Origin of the sequence: Salinivibrio proteolyticus, assembly GCF_027286365.1 — a bacterium.
Taxonomy (GTDB): domain Bacteria; phylum Pseudomonadota; class Gammaproteobacteria; order Enterobacterales; family Vibrionaceae; genus Salinivibrio; species Salinivibrio proteolyticus.
In genome coordinates this window covers 2,459,100-2,483,356 of the sequence record NZ_CP114584.1, presented here as the reverse complement: position 1 = coordinate 2,483,356, position 24,257 = coordinate 2,459,100, and the positions used below count along the sequence as shown (strand labels likewise).

The window sequence follows — 24,257 nt, the reverse complement described above, 5'->3', positions numbered from 1 at the left end:
TTTTCTTTTGCGATAAAAAACGCGCCATCGGAGTTATCCGTGGCGCGTTTTGTCATTATAGGGTTCAGTCAATGCGGGTAGCGGTACGCTGCTGACGCGCTATTCCTGACGAAGCGCTTTCGCCGCTGCAACCATATTTTCTAATGCCGGGATCACCTCATCCCATTGGCGGGTTTTTAGGCCGCAATCTGGGTTTACCCACAATCTTTCTTCCGGAATACGAGCGGCAGCCTTTTTCATTAACGCAATAATTTGTGCCTGACTGGGAATGTTTGGCGAGTGAATGTCATACACACCAGGACCAATATCATTGGGATAGTCAAAATGATCAAATGCATCCAACAGTTCCATATCCGAGCGTGAGGTTTCAATGGTGATCACGTCGGCGTCCATGTCAGCAATCGATGCGATGATATCGTTAAACTCGGAATAACACATATGGGTATGGATTTGCGTCTCGTCATTGACACCATTGGCGGCAATTTTAAACGCGTTAATCGCCCAATCAAGGTAGCTTTGCCACTCACTGCGACGCAGCGGTAAACCTTCACGCAGTGCCGCTTCATCTATTTGAATGATCCTGGTGCCAGCTTTCTCGAGATCTTGCACCTCTTGGCGGATCGCCAGTGCCAGTTGGTTACAGGTCTGCGATCGTGGCTGATCATCGCGCACAAATGACCAATTAAGAATGGTGACCGGTCCAGTGAGCATGCCTTTCAGCGGCTTATCAGTCAGAGACTGAGCGTACTGGGTCCACTCCACTGTCATTGCTTTCGGGCGCTCAATATCCCCAAATAAAATCGGCGGCTTCACACAGCGAGAACCATACGATTGCACCCAGCCAAACTGACTGAACACATACCCATCCAGCTGTTCGCCAAAGTACTCCACCATATCGTTACGTTCAGCTTCACCGTGAACCAAGACATCAAGCCCTAACGCTTCTTGCTTTTCCACCGCATGGGCGATCTCTTTGCGCATAATGTCTTGATAAGTGGCGGCATCAATGTCGCCCTTCTTGTATTGCAAGCGTGTTTGGCGAATGGCACTGGTTTGCGGGAATGACCCTATGGTGGTGGTCGGGAAGCGCGGCAGTTTAAGCTGCTCGTGTTGCAGACGAATACGCTCGGCAAACGGACGCTGCCGTGTCCCTAAGTGCGGTGTAATGGCTGCCAATGCGGCTTGTACCTTAGGGTTGTGTACGCGTGGTGATTGCTGGCGGCTTTCGATTGCCTCACGATTATTGTCCAGCGCTGACTGAACGGTTTGACGGCCGTGATTAAGGGCGCGAGTGAGTACATCCAGCTCCTCGAGCTTTTGATGGGCAAAGGCAAGCCAGTTTTTTACCTCAGGATCGAGCTTTTGTTCGCTCGCCAAATCGACCGGCACGTGCAGCAAAGAGCAAGAGGGAGCGAGCCAGAGGCGATCTCCTAGAGATTGATGAATCGGTTCGAGCCATTCTAACGTGGCATCAAGGTTAGTTTTCCAAACATTACGACCATTAATGACACCCAGAGACAGAACGTGTTTATCGCTAAGCGCTTCACGGTATGCATCCACATCTCCTCGACCACGAATAGCATCCAAATGCCAGCCGTCAACGGGCAACGATTGCGCCAATGGACGATTTTCAGCTTGCTCGCCGAAGTAGCTCGCCAGCAATAGCTTGACCTTCGTTTGGCTTAATGCACGATACGCGGTTTTTAGCGCTGTCTGCCATTCAGGCGTGAGCTCCGTGACCAAGATCGGCTCATCGATTTGGACCCACTCAATGCCTTTCTCTGCCAGTTTGTTCAGTAAGGTTTGATATACGGGTAAGAGCTTATCGAGCAGATCCAGTTTGTTCGATGCATCTTTTTCTTTGCCCAGCCACAGATATGTGACGGGACCGACTAGAACCGGCTTGGCCTGAACACCAGCTTGTTGGGCTTCTTCTATTTGGTTCAACAGGTTGTCAGCATGAAGACTAAACGTTGTTTGCGCGGTAAATTCTGGCACGATGTAGTGATAGTTAGTGTCAAACCACTTAGTCATCTCACCGGCGTGTACGCACTGGCAAGCACTATTGTTTGCTGAGCGACCGCGAGCAACGCGGAAGTAGTTATCAAGGTCATTGTCTTGGTCCGAGGCAACACGTTCAGGCACATTGCCGACTAAAAAGCTGGTGTCGAGTACATGATCGTAAAATGAAAAGTCGCCTACGGGAGCGATGTCGAGTTCACTTTGTTGTTGCCAGTGATTGCGGCGCAGATCTTTCGCAAGATCGGTTAAGTCTTGTTGTGATGATTCGCCACGCCAGTAACGCTCGAGTGCAAATTTAAGTTCACGCTGTGCGCCGATACGTGGAAAGCCGAGATTATGAGTTTTAGCCATCTATACGTCCTCCTTTTCGATTGAAATCAGCATAGGGCTTTCTCGTTATGAACTAAAATGGCATTATTTCATCTATCAATGAATTTTTGTCATGGAATAGACATGTTAGAACGTCACCACCTTCATATTCTGCGTGCCATCAAAGAGCAAGGGTCGATTACCGCAGCCGCAGAGAGGCTATACCTCACTCAATCCGCGATCAGCCACGCAATGAAAAAACTGGAGAGTCAGCTCGGGATTCGCTTGTGGCAAAAGTCGGGGCGACAGCTTCATTTTACGCAAGCAGGTGAGTACTTGCTTACATTGTCTGAGCGTATGCTTCCTCAGTTCGAACACGCTGAACAGCAACTTAAACAATTTGCACAAGGCCAGCGTGGCACACTGCGCATTGGTATGGAGTGTCACCCTTGTTATCAGTGGTTGCTTAAGGTGGTTGAGCCTTTCTTGCATCAATGGCCGGATGTGGATGTTGACGTTAAACAAAAGTTCCAATTTGGTGGTTTGGGCGCATTGTTTGGCCACGAGATTGATGTACTCGTCACGCCCGATCCTTTGCTCAAGCCAGGTATAGAGTACGTATCCGTATTCGATTATGAACTCGTGCTGGTTACTCATCACCAAAGCGCTTTGGCAGCGTTTGACTACGTTGAGCCCAATCAAGTGACGCAAGACGTCCTGATCACCTACCCAGTCGATCAATCGCGTTTAGATGTCTTTACCCAGTTCTTGGCGCCGGCGCACTGTGCCCCACGCAAACACAAAACGATTGAAACCACAGATATCATGCTGCAAATGGTTGCCGCAGGGCGAGGGATTGCGGCTTTGCCCAAATGGCTGGCACAAGAATACCAACAGCGACTCAACCTTCATATTCTTCGTATGGGCGAACAAGGTATTCATAAGGCAATTCATCTTGGGATACGAGAAGAAAAACGGGATGATTATATTGACTACTTTATCATCAAGGCGCGTGATATATCGCTAGATCATGGCAACCAAGTAAGTTAAGTACAAGGCCGGTTATTCTGCTGATCTAGAGAGACATTCACCTGATCTCGTAATACATGTTTTCCCTGTCCTATTTGTCTCATTTTTGAGCCGTATGGGTCGCACATTTCTGGTTAAAATCGCTTTTATCTATGTCTATATGCTTAGATAATCTGAGGCAATAGATATTTTGAATGCGTCTCACACTTTTCTCGGTTAAAGAGTCTCGTACTATGAAATCAATCTCGCTCTCTCGCAACGTTACAATCGACACAATTCAAGGCAGTGGCCGTGTTTTAGTCAATGGTGAACTGACCACACTCAGCGAAGGGGCTACGCTCCCGTCGGGAACCCAGCTTGGCTTGCCGGATAGCAGTGACACTGTTATTACCTTGAGTGACGGGACACAGCTTATGATTGAACCGCAGAGTGAATCGTCGGACTCTCTTTTTGACGCATTACCACAAGACGTCCAAGACGAAATCGCAGACATTCAGCAGCAAATCCTTGACGGTGAAGGCGAGATCACCATTCAAGAAGATCAGGCGACGGCTGCGGGGCAAGACGCGACCGGAAGTGGCTCGTGGAGCTATGTGAACATTGCGCGTGATGGAAGCGAGACCATCGCAAGCTCTGGATTTGACTCTGACTCGATTGCTAACAACGCAGGTGCGATTGGCACTAACCAAGAAGACGGCTTTGGACGCTTCGTTGATGCAACGGCACCCAACGCGCCAGGTGTGACCATCCTCAATGACGCAAACAATGACGGTGTGATTAGCAGCCAAGAAATTGGCGATGGTATTCGTGTCTCTATCGATTTAACGGGTACTAACGCTAATCCAGGCGATGTATTAACGGTGAATGGACAAACCTTCACCCTGACAGACGGCAATATTACCGACGGCTCTGTCATCGTGACCCTCCCTGATACTCCCGCAGACGGTGAAACCCTTACCGTAGACGCTACCATTACCGACACCTCCGGTAACACCTCCGCACCGGGCAGTGATAGTGCGGAAATTGATACTAGCGCAGACGCCGGCACGGTCAGCGTAGATAACATCACCAGCGATGACGTGATCAACGCGCAAGAAGCAGGCGAGCCCATCGCGGTGACCGGTACGGCGATAGGTGGCGACATCAGCGAAGGCGATGTGGTGACCATGACCATCAATGGTACCGAGTACACCACCACCGTGGATGAAAACGGCGAGTGGAGCGTGGACGTGGCCGGCAGCGACCTGGTCGCGGACACCGAGTTCGAGGTGGTCGTGAGCTCGTCGGATGACGCGGGTAATACGGTAGAGAGCACCGGGGCGTCTGTTCATTTTGTTGGCCCAGTGATCGAGGTGACGGCGGCGGCTCAGTTCAATGAAAACGACGCCGACACCGACACCGTCGTAGCCACCTTCAGCGCCAGTGACGAAGAAGACGGCACGCCAAGCGTGGACTTCACGCCAGGCAGCAATGATGACGGTTACTACGCGATAGATGGCACCGACGTGGTGTTGACGCAAGATGGTGTAGACGCGATCAATGCGGGCGAGACCTTGCCAGCGGTGAGCCTAACGGCGACCGATAGCGACAATGCGACCGCTTCTGACAGCGCAACGCCAACGTATGCGGCACAAAACGACGCGCCGGAAATCACCATCACTGCCACTAACAACTTCACCGAAGAGCAAGCGTCTGCGGACGATGTGGTTGCGTCTTACACCACCAGCGATGAAGAAGGTGACACGGTCAGCGTGACACTCAGTGATACAACGAACTACGCGTTGGATGGCAATGGCAACGTTGTCTTGACCGAAGCGGGTGCGGCACTGGTGAACGGTGGTCAAGAGTTGCCAGCGTTCACGTTGACGCCAAATGACGGCACAGTGGATGGCGAAGCGGCCAGCTACGATCCAAGTGTGACCTTGGTGAACGACGCGCCGGAAATCACCATCACTGCCACTAACAACTTCACCGAAGAGCAAGCGTCTGCGGACGATGTGGTTGCGTCTTACACCACCAGCGATGAAGAAGGTGACACGGTCAGCGTGACACTCAGTGATACAACGAACTACGCGTTGGATGGCAATGGCAACGTTGTCTTGACCGAAGCGGGTGCGGCACTGGTGAACGGTGGTCAAGAGTTGCCAGCGTTCACGTTGACGCCAAATGACGGCACAGTGGATGGCGAAGCGGCCAGCTACGATCCAAGTGTGACCTTGGTGAACGACGCGCCGGAAATCACCATCACTGCCACTAACAACTTCACCGAAGAGCAAGCGTCTGCGGACGATGTGGTTGCGTCTTACACCACCAGCGATGAAGAAGGTGACACGGTCAGCGTGACACTCAGTGATACAACGAACTACGCGTTGGATGGCAATGGCAACGTTGTCTTGACCGAAGCGGGTGCGGCACTGGTGAACGGTGGTCAAGAGTTGCCAGCGTTCACGTTGACGCCAAATGACGGCACAGTGGATGGCGAAGCGGCCAGCTACGATCCAAGTGTGACCTTGGTGAACGACGCGCCGGAAATCACCATCACTGCCACTAACAACTTCACCGAAGAGCAAGCGTCTGCGGACGATGTGGTTGCGTCTTACACCACCAGCGATGAAGAAGGTGACACGGTCAGCGTGACACTCAGTGATACAACGAACTACGCGTTGGATGGCAATGGCAACGTTGTCTTGACCGAAGCGGGTGCGGCACTGGTGAACGGTGGTCAAGAGTTGCCAGCGTTCACGTTGACGCCAAATGACGGCACAGTGGATGGCGAAGCGGCCAGCTACGATCCAAGTGTGACCTTGGTGAACGACGCGCCGGAAATCACCATCACTGCCACTAACAACTTCACCGAAGAGCAAGCGTCTGCGGACGATGTGGTTGCGTCTTACACCACCAGCGATGAAGAAGGTGACACGGTCAGCGTGACACTCAGTGATACAACGAACTACGCGTTGGATGGCAATGGCAACGTTGTCTTGACCGAAGCGGGTGCGGCACTGGTGAACGGTGGTCAAGAGTTGCCAGCGTTCACGTTGACGCCAAATGACGGCACAGTGGATGGCGAAGCGGCCAGCTACGATCCAAGTGTGACCTTGGTGAACGACGCGCCGGAAATCACCATCACTGCCACTAACAACTTCACCGAAGAGCAAGCGTCTGCGGACGATGTGGTTGCGTCTTACACCACCAGCGATGAAGAAGGTGACACGGTCAGCGTGACACTCAGTGATACAACGAACTACGCGTTGGATGGCAATGGCAACGTTGTCTTGACCGAAGCGGGTGCGGCACTGGTGAACGGTGGTCAAGAGTTGCCAGCGTTCACGTTGACGCCAAATGACGGCACAGTGGATGGCGAAGCGGCCAGCTACGATCCAAGTGTGACCTTGGTGAACGACGCGCCGGAAATCACCATCACTGCCACTAACAACTTCACCGAAGAGCAAGCGTCTGCGGACGATGTGGTTGCGTCTTACACCACCAGCGATGAAGAAGGTGACACGGTCAGCGTGACACTCAGTGATACAACGAACTACGCGTTGGATGGCAATGGCAACGTTGTCTTGACCGAAGCGGGTGCGGCACTGGTGAACGGTGGTCAAGAGTTGCCAGCGTTCACGTTGACGCCAAATGACGGCACAGTGGATGGCGAAGCGGCCAGCTACGATCCAAGTGTGACCTTGGTGAACGACGCGCCGGAAATCACCATCACTGCCACTAACAACTTCACCGAAGAGCAAGCGTCTGCGGACGATGTGGTTGCGTCTTACACCACCAGCGATGAAGAAGGTGACACGGTCAGCGTGACACTCAGTGATACAACGAACTACGCGTTGGATGGCAATGGCAACGTTGTCTTGACCGAAGCGGGTGCGGCACTGGTGAACGGTGGTCAAGAGTTGCCAGCGTTCACGTTGACGCCAAATGACGGCACAGTGGATGGCGAAGCGGCCAGCTACGATCCAAGTGTGACCTTGGTGAACGACGCGCCGGAAATCACCATCACTGCCACTAACAACTTCACCGAAGAGCAAGCGTCTGCGGACGATGTGGTTGCGTCTTACACCACCAGCGATGAAGAAGGTGACACGGTCAGCGTGACACTCAGTGATACAACGAACTACGCGTTGGATGGCAATGGCAACGTTGTCTTGACCGAAGCGGGTGCGGCACTGGTGAACGGTGGTCAAGAGTTGCCAGCGTTCACGTTGACGCCAAATGACGGCACAGTGGATGGCGAAGCGGCCAGCTACGATCCAAGTGTGACCTTGGTGAACGACGCGCCGGAAATCACCATCACTGCCACTAACAACTTCACCGAAGAGCAAGCGTCTGCGGACGATGTGGTTGCGTCTTACACCACCAGCGATGAAGAAGGTGACACGGTCAGCGTGACACTCAGTGATACAACGAACTACGCGTTGGATGGCAATGGCAACGTTGTCTTGACCGAAGCGGGTGCGGCACTGGTGAACGGTGGTCAAGAGTTGCCAGCGTTCACGTTGACGCCAAATGACGGCACAGTGGATGGCGAAGCGGCCAGCTACGATCCAAGTGTGACCTTGGTGAACGACGCGCCGGAAATCACCATCACTGCCACTAACAACTTCACCGAAGAGCAAGCGTCTGCGGACGATGTGGTTGCGTCTTACACCACCAGCGATGAAGAAGGTGACACGGTCAGCGTGACACTCAGTGATACAACGAACTACGCGTTGGATGGCAATGGCAACGTTGTCTTGACCGAAGCGGGTGCGGCACTGGTGAACGGTGGTCAAGAGTTGCCAGCGTTCACGTTGACGCCAAATGACGGCACAGTGGATGGCGAAGCGGCCAGCTACGATCCAAGTGTGACCTTGGTGAACGACGCGCCGGAAATCACCATCACTGCCACTAACAACTTCACCGAAGAGCAAGCGTCTGCGGACGATGTGGTTGCGTCTTACACCACCAGCGATGAAGAAGGTGACACGGTCAGCGTGACACTCAGTGATACAACGAACTACGCGTTGGATGGCAATGGCAACGTTGTCTTGACCGAAGCGGGTGCGGCACTGGTGAACGGTGGTCAAGAGTTGCCAGCGTTCACGTTGACGCCAAATGACGGCACAGTGGATGGCGAAGCGGCCAGCTACGATCCAAGTGTGACCTTGGTGAACGACGCGCCGGAAATCACCATCACTGCCACTAACAACTTCACCGAAGAGCAAGCGTCTGCGGACGATGTGGTTGCGTCTTACACCACCAGCGATGAAGAAGGTGACACGGTCAGCGTGACACTCAGTGATACAACGAACTACGCGTTGGATGGCAATGGCAACGTTGTCTTGACCGAAGCGGGTGCGGCACTGGTGAACGGTGGTCAAGAGTTGCCAGCGTTCACGTTGACGCCAAATGACGGCACAGTGGATGGCGAAGCGGCCAGCTACGATCCAAGTGTGACCTTGGTGAACGACGCGCCGGAAATCACCATCACTGCCACTAACAACTTCACCGAAGAGCAAGCGTCTGCGGACGATGTGGTTGCGTCTTACACCACCAGCGATGAAGAAGGTGACACGGTCAGCGTGACACTCAGTGATACAACGAACTACGCGTTGGATGGCAATGGCAACGTTGTCTTGACCGAAGCGGGTGCGGCACTGGTGAACGGTGGTCAAGAGTTGCCAGCGTTCACGTTGACGCCAAATGACGGCACAGTGGATGGCGAAGCGGCCAGCTACGATCCAAGTGTGACCTTGGTGAACGACGCGCCGGAAATCACCATCACTGCCACTAACAACTTCACCGAAGAGCAAGCGTCTGCGGACGATGTGGTTGCGTCTTACACCACCAGCGATGAAGAAGGTGACACGGTCAGCGTGACACTCAGTGATACAACGAACTACGCGTTGGATGGCAATGGCAACGTTGTCTTGACCGAAGCGGGTGCGGCACTGGTGAACGGTGGTCAAGAGTTGCCAGCGTTCACGTTGACGCCAAATGACGGCACAGTGGATGGCGAAGCGGCCAGCTACGATCCAAGTGTGACCTTGGTGAACGACGCGCCGGAAATCACCATCACTGCCACTAACAACTTCACCGAAGAGCAAGCGTCTGCGGACGATGTGGTTGCGTCTTACACCACCAGCGATGAAGAAGGTGACACGGTCAGCGTGACACTCAGTGATACAACGAACTACGCGTTGGATGGCAATGGCAACGTTGTCTTGACCGAAGCGGGTGCGGCACTGGTGAACGGTGGTCAAGAGTTGCCAGCGTTCACGTTGACGCCAAATGACGGCACAGTGGATGGCGAAGCGGCCAGCTACGATCCAAGTGTGACCTTGGTGAACGACGCGCCGGAAATCACCATCACTGCCACTAACAACTTCACCGAAGAGCAAGCGTCTGCGGACGATGTGGTTGCGTCTTACACCACCAGCGATGAAGAAGGTGACACGGTCAGCGTGACACTCAGTGATACAACGAACTACGCGTTGGATGGCAATGGCAACGTTGTCTTGACCGAAGCGGGTGCGGCACTGGTGAACGGTGGTCAAGAGTTGCCAGCGTTCACGTTGACGCCAAATGACGGCACAGTGGATGGCGAAGCGGCCAGCTACGATCCAAGTGTGACCTTGGTGAACGACGCGCCGGAAATCACCATCACTGCCACTAACAACTTCACCGAAGAGCAAGCGTCTGCGGACGATGTGGTTGCGTCTTACACCACCAGCGATGAAGAAGGTGACACGGTCAGCGTGACACTCAGTGATACAACGAACTACGCGTTGGATGGCAATGGCAACGTTGTCTTGACCGAAGCGGGTGCGGCACTGGTGAACGGTGGTCAAGAGTTGCCAGCGTTCACGTTGACGCCAAATGACGGCACAGTGGATGGCGAAGCGGCCAGCTACGATCCAAGTGTGACCTTGGTGAACGACGCGCCGGAAATCACCATCACTGCCACTAACAACTTCACCGAAGAGCAAGCGTCTGCGGACGATGTGGTTGCGTCTTACACCACCAGCGATGAAGAAGGTGACACGGTCAGCGTGACACTCAGTGATACAACGAACTACGCGTTGGATGGCAATGGCAACGTTGTCTTGACCGAAGCGGGTGCGGCACTGGTGAACGGTGGTCAAGAGTTGCCAGCGTTCACGTTGACGCCAAATGACGGCACAGTGGATGGCGAAGCGGCCAGCTACGATCCAAGTGTGACCTTGGTGAACGACGCGCCGGAAATCACCATCACTGCCACTAACAACTTCACCGAAGAGCAAGCGTCTGCGGACGATGTGGTTGCGTCTTACACCACCAGCGATGAAGAAGGTGACACGGTCAGCGTGACACTCAGTGATACAACGAACTACGCGTTGGATGGCAATGGCAACGTTGTCTTGACCGAAGCGGGTGCGGCACTGGTGAACGGTGGTCAAGAGTTGCCAGCGTTCACGTTGACGCCAAATGACGGCACAGTGGATGGCGAAGCGGCCAGCTACGATCCAAGTGTGACCTTGGTGAACGACGCGCCGGAAATCACCATCACTGCCACTAACAACTTCACCGAAGAGCAAGCGTCTGCGGACGATGTGGTTGCGTCTTACACCACCAGCGATGAAGAAGGTGACACGGTCAGCGTGACACTCAGTGATACAACGAACTACGCGTTGGATGGCAATGGCAACGTTGTCTTGACCGAAGCGGGTGCGGCACTGGTGAACGGTGGTCAAGAGTTGCCAGCGTTCACGTTGACGCCAAATGACGGCACAGTGGATGGCGAAGCGGCCAGCTACGATCCAAGTGTGACCTTGGTGAACGACGCGCCGGAAATCACCATCACTGCCACTAACAACTTCACCGAAGAGCAAGCGTCTGCGGACGATGTGGTTGCGTCTTACACCACCAGCGATGAAGAAGGTGACACGGTCAGCGTGACACTCAGTGATACAACGAACTACGCGTTGGATGGCAATGGCAACGTTGTCTTGACCGAAGCGGGTGCGGCACTGGTGAACGGTGGTCAAGAGTTGCCAGCGTTCACGTTGACGCCAAATGACGGCACAGTGGATGGCGAAGCGGCCAGCTACGATCCAAGTGTGACCTTGGTGAACGACGCGCCGGAAATCACCATCACTGCCACTAACAACTTCACCGAAGAGCAAGCGTCTGCGGACGATGTGGTTGCGTCTTACACCACCAGCGATGAAGAAGGTGACACGGTCAGCGTGACACTCAGTGATACAACGAACTACGCGTTGGATGGCAATGGCAACGTTGTCTTGACCGAAGCGGGTGCGGCACTGGTGAACGGTGGTCAAGAGTTGCCAGCGTTCACGTTGACGCCAAATGACGGCACAGTGGATGGCGAAGCGGCCAGCTACGATCCAAGTGTGACCTTGGTGAACGACGCGCCGGAAATCACCATCACTGCCACTAACAACTTCACCGAAGAGCAAGCGTCTGCGGACGATGTGGTTGCGTCTTACACCACCAGCGATGAAGAAGGTGACACGGTCAGCGTGACACTCAGTGATACAACGAACTACGCGTTGGATGGCAATGGCAACGTTGTCTTGACCGAAGCGGGTGCGGCACTGGTGAACGGTGGTCAAGAGTTGCCAGCGTTCACGTTGACGCCAAATGACGGCACAGTGGATGGCGAAGCGGCCAGCTACGATCCAAGTGTGACCTTGGTGAACGACGCGCCGGAAATCACCATCACTGCCACTAACAACTTCACCGAAGAGCAAGCGTCTGCGGACGATGTGGTTGCGTCTTACACCACCAGCGATGAAGAAGGTGACACGGTCAGCGTGACACTCAGTGATACAACGAACTACGCGTTGGATGGCAATGGCAACGTTGTCTTGACCGAAGCGGGTGCGGCACTGGTGAACGGTGGTCAAGAGTTGCCAGCGTTCACGTTGACGCCAAATGACGGCACAGTGGATGGCGAAGCGGCCAGCTACGATCCAAGTGTGACCTTGGTGAACGACGCGCCGGAAATCACCATCACTGCCACTAACAACTTCACCGAAGAGCAAGCGTCTGCGGACGATGTGGTTGCGTCTTACACCACCAGCGATGAAGAAGGTGACACGGTCAGCGTGACACTCAGTGATACAACGAACTACGCGTTGGATGGCAATGGCAACGTTGTCTTGACCGAAGCGGGTGCGGCACTGGTGAACGGTGGTCAAGAGTTGCCAGCGTTCACGTTGACGCCAAATGACGGCACAGTGGATGGCGAAGCGGCCAGCTACGATCCAAGTGTGACCTTGGTGAACGACGCGCCGGAAATCACCATCACTGCCACTAACAACTTCACCGAAGAGCAAGCGTCTGCGGACGATGTGGTTGCGTCTTACACCACCAGCGATGAAGAAGGTGACACGGTCAGCGTGACACTCAGTGATACAACGAACTACGCGTTGGATGGCAATGGCAACGTTGTCTTGACCGAAGCGGGTGCGGCACTGGTGAACGGTGGTCAAGAGTTGCCAGCGTTCACGTTGACGCCAAATGACGGCACAGTGGATGGCGAAGCGGCCAGCTACGATCCAAGTGTGACCTTGGTGAACGACGCGCCGGAAATCACCATCACTGCCACTAACAACTTCACCGAAGAGCAAGCGTCTGCGGACGATGTGGTTGCGTCTTACACCACCAGCGATGAAGAAGGTGACACGGTCAGCGTGACACTCAGTGATACAACGAACTACGCGTTGGATGGCAATGGCAACGTTGTCTTGACCGAAGCGGGTGCGGCACTGGTGAACGGTGGTCAAGAGTTGCCAGCGTTCACGTTGACGCCAAATGACGGCACAGTGGATGGCGAAGCGGCCAGCTACGATCCAAGTGTGACCTTGGTGAACGACGCGCCGGAAATCACCATCACTGCCACTAACAACTTCACCGAAGAGCAAGCGTCTGCGGACGATGTGGTTGCGTCTTACACCACCAGCGATGAAGAAGGTGACACGGTCAGCGTGACACTCAGTGATACAACGAACTACGCGTTGGATGGCAATGGCAACGTTGTCTTGACCGAAGCGGGTGCGGCACTGGTGAACGGTGGTCAAGAGTTGCCAGCGTTCACGTTGACGCCAAATGACGGCACAGTGGATGGCGAAGCGGCCAGCTACGATCCAAGTGTGACCTTGGTGAACGACGCGCCGGAAATCACCATCACTGCCACTAACAACTTCACCGAAGAGCAAGCGTCTGCGGACGATGTGGTTGCGTCTTACACCACCAGCGATGAAGAAGGTGACACGGTCAGCGTGACACTCAGTGATACAACGAACTACGCGTTGGATGGCAATGGCAACGTTGTCTTGACCGAAGCGGGTGCGGCACTGGTGAACGGTGGTCAAGAGTTGCCAGCGTTCACGTTGACGCCAAATGACGGCACAGTGGATGGCGAAGCGGCCAGCTACGATCCAAGTGTGACCTTGGTGAACGACGCGCCGGAAATCACCATCACTGCCACTAACAACTTCACCGAAGAGCAAGCGTCTGCGGACGATGTGGTTGCGTCTTACACCACCAGCGATGAAGAAGGTGACACGGTCAGCGTGACACTCAGTGATACAACGAACTACGCGTTGGATGGCAATGGCAACGTTGTCTTGACCGAAGCGGGTGCGGCACTGGTGAACGGTGGTCAAGAGTTGCCAGCGTTCACGTTGACGCCAAATGACGGCACAGTGGATGGCGAAGCGGCCAGCTACGATCCAAGTGTGACCTTGGTGAACGACGCGCCGGAAATCACCATCACTGCCACTAACAACTTCACCGAAGAGCAAGCGTCTGCGGACGATGTGGTTGCGTCTTACACCACCAGCGATGAAGAAGGTGACACGGTCAGCGTGACACTCAGTGATACAACGAACTACGCGTTGGATGGCAATGGCAACGTTGTCTTGACCGAAGCGGGTGCGGCACTGGTGAACGGTGGTCAAGAGTTGCCAGCGTTCACGTTGACGCCAAATGACGGCACAGTGGATGGCGAAGCGGCCAGCTACGATCCAAGTGTGACCTTGGTGAACGACGCGCCGGAAATCACCATCACTGCCACTAACAACTTCACCGAAGAGCAAGCGTCTGCGGACGATGTGGTTGCGTCTTACACCACCAGCGATGAAGAAGGTGACACGGTCAGCGTGACACTCAGTGATACAACGAACTACGCGTTGGATGGCAATGGCAACGTTGTCTTGACCGAAGCGGGTGCGGCACTGGTGAACGGTGGTCAAGAGTTGCCAGCGTTCACGTTGACGCCAAATGACGGCACAGTGGATGGCGAAGCGGCCAGCTACGATCCAAGTGTGACCTTGGTGAACGACGCGCCGGAAATCACCATCACTGCCACTAACAACTTCACCGAAGAGCAAGCGTCTGCGGACGATGTGGTTGCGTCTTACACCACCAGCGATGAAGAAGGTGACACGGTCAGCGTGACACTCAGTGATACAACGAACTACGCGTTGGATGGCAATGGCAACGTTGTCTTGACCGAAGCGGGTGCGGCACTGGTGAACGGTGGTCAAGAGTTGCCAGCGTTCACGTTGACGCCAAATGACGGCACAGTGGATGGCGAAGCGGCCAGCTACGATCCAAGTGTGACCTTGGTGAACGACGCGCCGGAAATCACCATCACTGCCACTAACAACTTCACCGAAGAGCAAGCGTCTGCGGACGATGTGGTTGCGTCTTACACCACCAGCGATGAAGAAGGTGACACGGTCAGCGTGACACTCAGTGATACAACGAACTACGCGTTGGATGGCAATGGCAACGTTGTCTTGACCGAAGCGGGTGCGGCACTGGTGAACGGTGGTCAAGAGTTGCCAGCGTTCACGTTGACGCCAAATGACGGCACAGTGGATGGCGAAGCGGCCAGCTACGATCCAAGTGTGACCTTGGTGAACGACGCGCCGGAAATCACCATCACTGCCACTAACAACTTCACCGAAGAGCAAGCGTCTGCGGACGATGTGGTTGCGTCTTACACCACCAGCGATGAAGAAGGTGACACGGTCAGCGTGACACTCAGTGATACAACGAACTACGCGTTGGATGGCAATGGCAACGTTGTCTTGACCGAAGCGGGTGCGGCACTGGTGAACGGTGGTCAAGAGTTGCCAGCGTTCACGTTGACGCCAAATGACGGCACAGTGGATGGCGAAGCGGCCAGCTACGATCCAAGTGTGACCTTGGTGAACGACGCGCCGGAAATCACCATCACTGCCACTAACAACTTCACCGAAGAGCAAGCGTCTGCGGACGATGTGGTTGCGTCTTACACCACCAGCGATGAAGAAGGTGACACGGTCAGCGTGACACTCAGTGATACAACGAACTACGCGTTGGATGGCAATGGCAACGTTGTCTTGACCGAAGCGGGTGCGGCACTGGTGAACGGTGGTCAAGAGTTGCCAGCGTTCACGTTGACGCCAAATGACGGCACAGTGGATGGCGAAGCGGCCAGCTACGATCCAAGTGTGACCTTGGTGAACGACGCGCCGGAAATCACCATCACTGCCACTAACAACTTCACCGAAGAGCAAGCGTCTGCGGACGATGTGGTTGCGTCTTACACCACCAGCGATGAAGAAGGTGACACGGTCAGCGTGACACTCAGTGATACAACGAACTACGCGTTGGATGGCAATGGCAACGTTGTCTTGACCGAAGCGGGTGCGGCACTGGTGAACGGTGGTCAAGAGTTGCCAGCGTTCACGTTGACGCCAAATGACGGCACAGTGGATGGCGAAGCGGCCAGCTACGATCCAAGTGTGACCTTGGTGAACGACGCGCCGGAAATCACCATCACTGCCACTAACAACTTCACCGAAGAGCAAGCGTCTGCGGACGATGTGGTTGCGTCTTACACCACCAGCGATGAAGAAGGTGACACGGTCAGCGTGACACTCAGTGATACAACGAACTACGCGTTGGATGGCAATGGCAACGTTGTCTTGACCGAAGCGGGTGCGGCACTGGTGAACGGTGGTCAAGAGTTGCCAGCGTTCACGTTGACGCCAAATGACGGCACAGTGGATGGCGAAGCGGCCAGCTACGATCCAAGTGTGACCTTGGTGAACGACGCGCCGGAAATCACCATCACTGCCACTAACAACTTCACCGAAGAGCAAGCGTCTGCGGACGATGTGGTTGCGTCTTACACCACCAGCGATGAAGAAGGTGACACGGTCAGCGTGACACTCAGTGATACAACGAACTACGCGTTGGATGGCAATGGCAACGTTGTCTTGACCGAAGCGGGTGCGGCACTGGTGAACGGTGGTCAAGAGTTGCCAGCGTTCACGTTGACGCCAAATGACGGCACAGTGGATGGCGAAGCGGCCAGCTACGATCCAAGTGTGACCTTGGTGAACGACGCGCCGGAAATCACCATCACTGCCACTAACAACTTCACCGAAGAGCAAGCGTCTGCGGACGATGTGGTTGCGTCTTACACCACCAGCGATGAAGAAGGTGACACGGTCAGCGTGACACTCAGTGATACAACGAACTACGCGTTGGATGGCAATGGCAACGTTGTCTTGACCGAAGCGGGTGCGGCACTGGTGAACGGTGGTCAAGAGTTGCCAGCGTTCACGTTGACGCCAAATGACGGCACAGTGGATGGCGAAGCGGCCAGCTACGATCCAAGTGTGACCTTGGTGAACGACGCGCCGGAAATCACCATCACTGCCACTAACAACTTCACCGAAGAGCAAGCGTCTGCGGACGATGTGGTTGCGTCTTACACCACCAGCGATGAAGAAGGTGACACGGTCAGCGTGACACTCAGTGATACAACGAACTACGCGTTGGATGGCAATGGCAACGTTGTCTTGACCGAAGCGGGTGCGGCACTGGTGAACGGTGGTCAAGAGTTGCCAGCGTTCACGTTGACGCCAAATGACGGCACAGTGGATGGCGAAGCGGCCAGCTACGATCCAAGTGTGACCTTGGTGAACGACGCGCCGGAAATCACCATCACTGCCACTAACAACTTCACCGAAGAGCAAGCGTCTGCGGACGATGTGGTTGCGTCTTACACCACCAGCGATGAAGAAGGTGACACGGTCAGCGTGACACTCAGTGATACAACGAACTACGCGTTGGATGGCAATGGCAACGTTGTCTTGACCGAAGCGGGTGCGGCACTGGTGAACGGTGGTCAAGAGTTGCCAGCGTTCACGTTGACGCCAAATGACGGCACAGTGGATGGCGAAGCGGCCAGCTACGATCCAAGTGTGACCTTGGTGAACGACGCGCCGGAAATCACCATCACTGCCACTAACAACTTCACCGAAGAGCAAGCGTCTGCGGACGATGTGGTTGCGTCTTACACCACCAGCGATGAAGAAGGTGACACGGTCAGCGTGACACTCAGTGATACAACGAACTACGCGTTGGATGGCAATGGCAACGTTGTCTTGACCGAAGCGGGTGCGGCACTGGTGAACGGTGGTCAAGAGTTGCCAGCGTTCACGTTGACGCCAAATGACGGCACAGTGGATGGCGAAGCGGCCAGCTACGATCCAAGTGTGACCTTGGTGAACGACGCGCCGGAAATCACCATCACTGCCACTAACAACTTCACCGAAGAGCAAGCGTCTGCGGACGATGTGGTTGCGTCTTACACCACCAGCGATGAAGAAGGTGACACGGTCAGCGTGACACTCAGTGATACAACGAACTACGCGTTGGATGGCAATGGCAACGTTGTCTTGACCGAAGCGGGTGCGGCACTGGTGAACGGTGGTCAAGAGTTGCCAGCGTTCACGTTGACGCCAAATGACGGCACAGTGGATGGCGAAGCGGCCAGCTACGATCCAAGTGTGACCTTGGTGAACGACGCGCCGGAAATCACCATCACTGCCACTAACAACTTCACCGAAGAGCAAGCGTCTGCGGACGATGTGGTTGCGTCTTACACCACCAGCGATGAAGAAGGTGACACGGTCAGCGTGACACTCAGTGATACAACGAACTACGCGTTGGATGGCAATGGCAACGTTGTCTTGACCGAAGCGGGTGCGGCACTGGTGAACGGTGGTCAAGAGTTGCCAGCGTTCACGTTGACGCCAAATGACGGCACAGTGGATGGCGAAGCGGCCAGCTACGATCCAAGTGTGACCTTGGTGAACGACGCGCCGGAAATCACCATCACTGCCACTAACAACTTCACCGAAGAGCAAGCGTCTGCGGACGATGTGGTTGCGTCTTACACCACCAGCGATGAAGAAGGTGACACGGTCAGCGTGACACTCAGTGATACAACGAACTACGCGTTGGATGGCAATGGCAACGTTGTCTTGACCGAAGCGGGTGCGGCACTGGTGAACGGTGGTCAAGAGTTGCCAGCGTTCACGTTGACGCCAAATGACGGCACAGTGGATGGCGAAGCGGCCAGCTACGATCCAAGTGTGACCTTGGTGAACGACGCGCCGGAAATCACCATCACTGCCACTAACAACTTCACCGAAGAGCAAGCGTCTGCGGACGATGTGGTTGCGTCTTACACCACCAGCGATGAAGAAGGTGACACGGTCAGCGTGACACTCAGTGATACAACGAACTACGCGTTGGATGGCAATGGCAACGTTGTCTTGACCGAAGCGGGTGCGGCACTGGTGAACGGTGGTCAAGAGTTGCCAGCGTTCACGTTGACGCCAAATGACGGCACAGTGGATGGCGAAGCGGCCAGCTACGATCCAAGTGTGACCTTGGTGAACGACGCGCCGGAAATCACCATCACTGCCACTAACAACTTCACCGAAGAGCAAGCGTCTGCGGACGATGTGGTTGCGTCTTACACCACCAGCGATGAAGAAGGTGACACGGTCAGCGTGACACTCAGTGATACAACGAACTACGCGTTGGATGGCAATGGCAACGTTGTCTTGACCGAAGCGGGTGCGGCACTGGTGAACGGTGGTCAAGAGTTGCCAGCGTTCACGTTGACGCCAAATGACGGCACAGTGGATGGCGAAGCGGCCAGCTACGATCCAAGTGTGACCTTGGTGAACGACGCGCCGGAAATCACCATCACTGCCACTAACAACTTCACCGAAGAGCAAGCGTCTGCGGACGATGTGGTTGCGTCTTACACCACCAGCGATGAAGAAGGTGACACGGTCAGCGTGACACTCAGTGATACAACGAACTACGCGTTGGATGGCAATGGCAACGTTGTCTTGACCGAAGCGGGTGCGGCACTGGTGAACGGTGGTCAAGAGTTGCCAGCGTTCACGTTGACGCCAAATGACGGCACAGTGGATGGCGAAGCGGCCAGCTACGATCCAAGTGTGACCTTGGTGAACGACGCGCCGGAAATCACCATCACTGCCACTAACAACTTCACCGAAGAGCAAGCGTCTGCGGACGATGTGGTTGCGTCTTACACCACCAGCGATGAAGAAGGTGACACGGTCAGCGTGACACTCAGTGATACAACGAACTACGCGTTGGATGGCAATGGCAACGTTGTCTTGACCGAAGCGGGTGCGGCACTGGTGAACGGTGGTCAAGAGTTGCCAGCGTTCACGTTGACGCCAAATGACGGCACAGTGGATGGCGAAGCGGCCAGCTACGATCCAAGTGTGACCTTGGTGAACGACGCGCCGGAAATCACCATCACTGCCACTAACAACTTCACCGAAGAGCAAGCGTCTGCGGACGATGTGGTTGCGTCTTACACCACCAGCGATGAAGAAGGTGACACGGTCAGCGTGACACTCAGTGATACAACGAACTACGCGTTGGATGGCAATGGCAACGTTGTCTTGACCGAAGCGGGTGCGGCACTGGTGAACGGTGGTCAAGAGTTGCCAGCGTTCACGTTGACGCCAAATGACGGCACAGTGGATGGCGAAGCGGCCAGCTACGATCCAAGTGTGACCTTGGTGAACGACGCGCCGGAAATCACCATCACTGCCACTAACAACTTCACCGAAGAGCAAGCGTCTGCGGACGATGTGGTTGCGTCTTACACCACCAGCGATGAAGAAGGTGACACGGTCAGCGTGACACTCAGTGATACAACGAACTACGCGTTGGATGGCAATGGCAACGTTGTCTTGACCGAAGCGGGTGCGGCACTGGTGAACGGTGGTCAAGAGTTGCCAGCGTTCACGTTGACGCCAAATGACGGCACAGTGGATGGCGAAGCGGCCAGCTACGATCCAAGTGTGACCTTGGTGAACGACGCGCCAATTGCAGTAGACGATACCGCTTCAGGTGCAGAAGACACTCCACAGAGTGGCAATGTGCTTACCAATGATTCAGATGAAGAGGGCGGCCTCACAGTCACCACCTTCACCATTAATGGTCAAACCCACGCCGCTGGTGAGTCAGCCACGATCGCTGATGTCGGTGAAATTACCATTGGCGGGGATGGTGATTATACCTTTACGCCGGTAGAGCATTGGAGTGGTGACGTACCGGCTATCACCTACGTCGTTCAAGATGAGTATGGTGATACCACGCAAGCGACACTCAATATTAGTGTGACGCCGGTGGCTGATGCGCCTGAGTTATCACTTGGTACGCTTGAGCTGGACTTTGTATCCACGAACCTTAATGTCTCAACGTGGGGTTCAGTTGACGTTGGTACGCCTAATGGCGATGGCCAGGGCGTTGATTCTGAAGCTCTAGTGAGTGCGGTTAACAGTGCTGGGGAAGCAGACGCTACATCGACAACCGAAGATGTCGCTGTTAATACCGGATCTGGATTAGACGCAGGTCAGGCGATGCTGACTTCAGGGCTGATTTACCTAGAGGCAGGTAAACGCTACAGCTTCGGAGGGTATGCGGATGATAGTGCTGCCATCGTCATTGGTGGCGAAGTGATTGCTGAGGGACGATATGGCACTCAAGGAACCTCCCCAGGTGGCGTCAGTGGAAGCGGCCGATTCAGCGGCGAGTTCACGCCATCAGAAAGTGGCTACTATTCGTTAGACGTTTATACCCACAACCAAAATGGCCCGGGTGGCTTTGACATTGAAGTCGCCGTAGATAATGGCGCGGCTATTGACCTAAACGCGAGCAATTTTAATCTCGCGCCAAATGCCGATGCGTTGGAAGATGGTGGCTTAGGTGTTAAGGGGTATCACGGTAATGGAGACGGTGGTTATTACACCCTCAATGAACCAGGAGAAGGGCAGGCGGGTGAGCCGATTAAGCTACCTGTCATCAATGCCAGCCTAGTAGATCAAGATGGCTCTGAGAAGCTGACTCTCACGTTAGATGATATTCCTGCGGGATCGACATTGTCCGATGGTAATCAGGAAGTGATTGTCGAAAATGGCTCTATCTCTATCAAAGGGTGGGACTTGTCTAATCTTTCTATCTCGATGCCTGAGCAGTATGAAGGTGAGGTCAATCTTAAAGTAACGGCAACCAGTACAGAAGAGGGGAATAATGATACGGCAACCACTACAGAGAGTATCCCACTGTTTGTGTTGCCGATCTCGAATGGTTTGTCGGTCTCTGCTTCGTTGTCGTATTCAGGCGATAACCACTCGGCAAATGAGATTATCGATTACGCAGAACAGCATAATGGTGGTTCATCTGACCAGTATGATCAAATAGTTAGCGTTGATGATAGTAGTTCAGGTGCTGTTGATGTAAATACGGGCAATGGCGATGATCTTATTGTTGGTGGTACTGGCGATGGTTCATATGCGTTGCGTGGAAATGATGGTGATGATGTCTTTGTATCACGAAATGCGAGTGCTGCCTCAACGGCTTATTATGGAGGAAATGGTGATGACACTGTCTATCTCCAAGGAAACCGTGACGATTATCAAATAGAGACTTTTCGCGGTTTTAGCGATGCGGTTCGCTTGGTTTACCAAGATGACCACACGCGAAATGCTAGTCATGATCTATACAGTATCGAAACTGTCTATTTTGCGGATGGTAAGTATGTCGTTGACGATGGTGAATTGAGCAAAGTTGCAGACATTGTGCAGCTAGATGTGGATGTTTCACTAAACGATAGCGACGGCTCTGAACAAATTACATCAGTGATTATATCGGGAATCCCGGAAGGCGGCAGTGTTTCGGGGGGAGAGCAGCTTGGTTCAGGTGATTGGCAAGTGCCGATTGATGCACTGCAGCCTAACCCAGGCTCAGATGCTGGTTTCTCTGTCACGCTTGAGTTGCCTGAAGGAAGTGCGCCTGATTTATCCGTGACTGTTGGTGCGACAGAAGTTGATGAAAACGGCAATCCTGTCGATTTACCTGAGTATGCCACCACGCAACCAGGGATCGCAGTGATTCCACCTAACAATCCTAATGGTGATAACACGGTTGAGGGCGGCTCAGGCGATGATGTGTTGCTTGGTGATATTGGTGGGGTGGAAGTTAACTCAACCGAGCCAACAAACTACAATATTGCGTTGATTGTTGATACGTCAGCCAGTATGGGGTTTGCATTAGAGTCGGGAAGTTCTGCATCGAGACTTGATGTGTTGAAAACGTCGTTGAAGTCGATGTTGGAGAGTATTTCTGAACATCCAGGCACGATCAATCTGGCATTGGTAGACTTTGACTCATCAGCAAGTTTAAAAATCAATATCGATAACTTTACTCAGCTGAGTGAGAGGCAGCAAAGTTGGTACGTTGATAGCGTTATAGACTCTCTTCAATCTGACGGAGGAACTAACTATGAAGCTGCTTTTGATAAGGCGTCTTCATGGTTTAATACGCACTCAGATGCAAACAGTGAAAACTTGTCTTTCTTCTTGACCGATGGAGAGCCGACGCTCTCAAATAGCAGTCCATGGTGGGATGACGGATCAGTAATGGACTACCACGATCTCAATGATGCTGTTAAGTCATTCGAGACGCTATCGAGTTTGTCGTCAATGCGTGCAATTGGTATAGGAGATGGTGTCAATGCTGATACCCTCAGATTTTTTGACAATACCAATGTGTCTGGCTCAGGTACATGGAGTGATAATTGGGGGCAGACAGTAACTGCGCCAACTGGAGATGTTGAGATCGTTAATACAGCCGATGATCTGAGTGCGGCACTGGATGAAGGCGCCAGAGAGATCAATGTACTCCCTGTTGGCGATGATGAGGTAATCGGTAATGCTGGAGACGATATTCTCTTTGGCGATACCATTAACACTGACAATCTACCTTGGGATGAAAATGGTCTGACACGGCCTGAGTCGCTACCAGATGGATCGGGCGTGGACGCGTTGACTACATTCCTTGAAATGAAAAATGGCGCAGCGCCTTCTGATATCGAGCTGTATCAGTACATTAAAGACAACCACGCGTTGTTTAATGTCGATGGTGATACTCGCGGAGGCGATGATGTCCTCAAAGGTGGAGACGGTGACGATATCCTCTATGGTCAAGGTGGAGATGACACCCTCATTGGTGGGCGAGGTGAAGATACCCTTATCGGAGGGACTGGTAGTGATAAGTTCCAATGGTCATTGGATGATATACCATCATCCGCTAACGGTGATGCCGCTGAAACCGATGTGATTGTTGACTTCGATAATCAAGGTAGCTCACAAGACACCTTGGAATTTGTTGAAGACTTAACGCAACTTATTAAAGATGGTCAGGTGTCCATTTCTTGGCAAACCATGAGTAATGGTGAGCAAGAAGGAACATTAACCATTGGAATTGATGCGGATGGCGATAGTCACATTGATCAGCAAATCGATATTGAGAGCTTAAGTATTGTTACAACGAATGGCCAACAAGAGGTGGTGATTAATACATTGATCGACGGTCAAGCAGGAGAGCTCACATTAACGAGAGGGGATGATCACGCTGATCTTTCTATCGGGAGTAATCTAGACTTAGAGATAAAAGTCGACAATACCGACTGGTAATCCCTACCAGGCAGCGGC

3 protein-coding genes are annotated in these 24,257 nt (G+C 53.7%); 2 read left to right on the top strand and 1 reads right to left on the bottom strand.

Annotation, left to right across the window (positions count from 1 at the left end; genetic code table 11):
- Positions 1–99 precede the first annotated feature (99 nt).
- Entirely contained in the window at positions 100–2,373 is a 2,274-nt protein-coding gene (gene metE, locus N7E60_RS11640) for a 5-methyltetrahydropteroyltriglutamate--homocysteine S-methyltransferase (RefSeq protein WP_269597554.1), read from the bottom strand.
- 102 nt (positions 2,374–2,475) lie between these two features.
- Here metE and N7E60_RS11635 point away from each other — a divergent pair, with 102 nt between their 5' ends.
- Both N7E60_RS11635 and N7E60_RS11630 read left to right on the top strand, forming a co-directional pair.
- Positions 2,476–3,381: a LysR family transcriptional regulator gene (locus N7E60_RS11635; protein WP_269597553.1), complete on the top strand. Its 906-nt coding sequence runs from the start codon at positions 2,476–2,478 to the stop codon at positions 3,379–3,381.
- Positions 3,382–3,593: 212 nt separating this feature from the next.
- A complete protein-coding gene (locus N7E60_RS11630) occupies positions 3,594–24,239 on the top strand; it encodes an Ig-like domain-containing protein (RefSeq protein WP_269597552.1) in 20,646 nt (6,881 codons plus the stop codon).
- Positions 24,240–24,257: the final 18 nt, after the last annotated feature.

Coding starts and splice junctions, on each gene's coding strand:
- metE (WP_269597554.1), bottom strand. CDS start 2,373: ATGGCTAAAACTCATAATCTCGGCTTTCCACGTATCGGCGCACAGCGT.
- N7E60_RS11635 (WP_269597553.1), top strand. CDS start 2,476: ATGTTAGAACGTCACCACCTTCATATTCTGCGTGCCATCAAAGAGCAA.
- N7E60_RS11630 (WP_269597552.1), top strand. CDS start 3,594: ATGAAATCAATCTCGCTCTCTCGCAACGTTACAATCGACACAATTCAA.